The sequence below is a fragment of the Protofrankia sp. CiP1_Cm_nod3 genome, assembly GCF_982290655.1.
On sequence record NZ_CEVIVD010000059.1, the window covers coordinates 1 to 3,134 of the forward strand.

Here is a 3,134-nt window from a genome sequence, read left to right on the forward strand (position 1 = left end):
GTCGTGGCAGCAACGGTTTCCACCTACGGGCTCCGTGGGTGTAGGTGGCTTTGGTTGTGGCAACGACGGTTTCCACCTACGGGCCCCGTTGTCGCCTACGGCCTGCATTGTCCACAGGTAGCTGCCCTCGCTCGCGGGTGGGTGAACATCGTGGCAGCGTGGGGGCATGGCCCATGATCCCGGCTTGCGCCACCCGCGTGGTGACAACAAGAACAGCGGTGACAAGAACAGCGGCAGTAAGAACGGTGTCGGCAGGTGTCGCGGCAGCGAGGAGCCTGGCAGCGAGGAGCCTGGCAGCGAGGCTCGCGGCGACGATGGCTGCGGCCAGGAGACCTGCGGAAACGGCCACGCGTCCAGGCGGCGGGCCGGTGGGCGTGGGGAACGTGCGGGCTGGGAGCGGATCGCGGCAGCCCAGGATGGCGTCATCTCGGTCCGTGCGGCTCTGGATGCTGGGATGACCGAGGCGGAGATCCGCTGGAAGCTGCGCAGCGGCCGCTGGCAGCGGCCCATGCGGGGGGTGCTCGTCACCCATTCCGGCCCGATCACCGGCAGCCAGCTGCTGTGGGCGGCCGTCGAGTCGATCGGATCGGGTGCGGTGCTCGGCGGGGTGTCCGCGGCGTCGTTCGACGGCTTACGCGGGTTCGACGGCGGCCCGGTCGTCGTCCTTGTCGACGCCGCCCGGCATGTGACGCGGCGCCCCGGTGTCATCATCCGACGCAGCCGTCATCTCGGCTCCGATGATGTGCACCCGCGGCGGTCGCCGCCGCGGACCCGGCTGCCCCGCTCGGTCGTGGACATGGCCAGCTGGGCCCCGGACGAGGACGACGCACGTGCTGTGCTTGCCGCGGCCGTCCAGCAGCGGCTGGTCACCGTTGCCGAGCTTCGCCGTGTCGTCGAGCGCCGTGGGCCGCTGCGCCGCAACGCGTTGATCATCGAAACCCTCGGTGACCTGGGTGACGGCGCCCATTCGGTGGCCGAAATCCTTTATCGAAAAATCGAGAACCGCTACGGTCTGCCGGCCGCGCGACGGCAGGAGAGGATCGACGCCGGTGGCAGCCACTGTCACCTCGACGTCTGGTACGAGACGTGGCGGGTCTGGGTGGAGATCGACGGCGGCCACCATCGGGAGGTGCGCCAGTGGTGGGACGATCTGGCCCGCCAGAACGCCGGTGTGCTCCAGGACCGCCTCATCCTGCGTTTCCCGGTCCATGTGCTGCGCACCGAACCGCGGCTGGTGGCCGAACAGGTCGCCACAGCACTACGCCAACGCGGCTGGGAGCCGGACCTGTAGGTGAAAACCGTCATCAACGCAGCGGTTTCCACCTACGGATACGGAAGCCGTAGGTGGAAACCGTCGTCGGAGCGACCGAAAGTACCTACGGTGCCCGCCGACGCCCAGCCGCCGATGCCCGCGGTTTCTACGATTCCGTGATCGGGAGGTAGACGCGGTTGCCGTGGGCGGCGAACTCCGCCGACTTCTCCTGGAGGCCGGCCGCCACGGCGTCGGTCTCGGCGAGGCCGTGCTCCTCGGCGTACTTGCGCACGTCCTGGGTGATCCTCATCGAGCAGAAGTGCGGGCCGCACATCGAGCAGAAGTGCGCCGACTTCGCGGGCGCCGCGGGCAGGGTCTCGTCGTGGAAGGCCTCGGCGGTCTCCGGGTCGAGCGCGAGGTGGAACTGGTCGCTCCAGCGGAAGTCGAACCGGGCGTCGGACAGGGCGTCGTCCCACGCCTGGGCGCCTGGATGCCCCTTGGCCAGGTCCGCCGCGTGCGCGGCGATCTTGTAGGCGATCACTCCGGCCTTGACGTCGTCGCGGTCGGGCAGGCCGAGGTGCTCCTTGGGGGTGACGTAGCAGAGCATCGCCGTGCCGTACCAGCCGATCATCGCGGCGCCGATCGCGGAGGTGATGTGGTCGTAGCCGGGCGCGATGTCCGTGGTCAGCGGCCCGAGGGTGTAGAAGGGCGCGTCGTGGCACAGCTCGCGCTGCAGGTCCACATTCTCCTTGATCTTGTTCATCGGGACGTGCCCGGGGCCTTCGATCATGACCTGGACGTCGTGCTCCCAGGCCACCGAGGTCAGCTCCCCGAGGGTGGCCAGCTCCGCGAGCTGGGCGGCGTCGTTGGCGTCGGCGATCGAGCCGGGGCGCAGCCCGTCCCCGAGTGAGAAGGTCACGTCGTAGGCGCGCAGGATCTCGCACAGCTCGGCGAAGTGGGTGTAGAGGAAGTTCTCCTGGTGGTGGGCCAGGCACCAGGCGGCCAGGATGGAACCGCCGCGGGAGACGATCCCGGTCTTGCGCCGCGCGGTCAGCGGCACGTAGCGCAGCAGCACCCCGGCGTGGACGGTCATGTAGTCCACGCCCTGCTCGCACTGCTCGATGACGGTGTCCCGGTAGACCTCCCAGGACAGTTCCTCGGCCTTGCCGCCGGCCTTCTCCAGCGCCTGGTAGATCGGCACGGTCCCGATCGGGACCGGCGAGTTCCGGATGATCCACTCCCGGGTGGTGTGGATGTCACGGCCGGTGGACAGGTCCATGACGGTGTCGGCGCCCCAGCGGGTCGCCCACACCATCTTGTCCACCTCCTCCTCGATGGACGAGGTCACCGCCGAGTTCCCGATGTTCGCGTTGATCTTCACCAGGAGGGCGCTGCCGATCGCCATCGGCTCGGACTCGGGGTGGTTGACGTTCGCGGGCAGCACCGCGCGGCCGGCGGCGATCTCCGCCCGGACGGTCTCGGCCGGCAGGCCCTCGCGCAGCGCGACGAACTCCATCTCCGGCGTGATCTCACCCCGGCGGGCGTAGGCGAGCTGGGTGACGGCCCGGCCGGGCAGCGCCCGCCTGGGGGACGGCCGGCGCAGCCGCTCCCCGTGCCGGATCTCCGGCGGGGTGCTCCGGTAGGCCTCGGTGTCGCCGCGGGCGGCGATCCAGGCGTCCCGCAGCGGGGGCAGCCCCTGGCGCACGTCCGTGACCTGCTCGGTGTCGGTGTACGGCCCGGAGGTGTCGTACAGGATCACGCTGTCGCCGGTGGAGAGCGGCACCTCGCGCATGGGCACCCGCAGGCCGTCCGCGGCGCCGACCAGGTAGGTCTTGCGGCTGCCGGGCAGCGGGCCGGAGGTGACCGGCGTGGGTGGGCCGCC

2 protein-coding genes are annotated in these 3,134 nt (G+C 70.4%); one reads left to right on the top strand and one right to left on the bottom strand.

Annotation, left to right across the window (positions count from 1 at the left end; translation table 11 throughout):
- Window positions 1-184: 184 nt before the first annotated feature.
- Entirely contained in the window at window positions 185-1,291 is a 1,107-nt protein-coding gene (locus tag AC5LUJ_RS13235) for a hypothetical protein (protein ID WP_250283064.1), read from the top strand.
- Window positions 1,292-1,418: 127 nt separating this feature from the next.
- On the opposite strand, the gene thiC is transcribed toward AC5LUJ_RS13235, so the two are convergent.
- Window positions 1,419-3,134, bottom strand: a 1,716-nt coding sequence (gene thiC / locus AC5LUJ_RS13240) for a phosphomethylpyrimidine synthase ThiC (RefSeq protein ID WP_493465009.1), incomplete at its 5' end; no start/stop codon positions are given.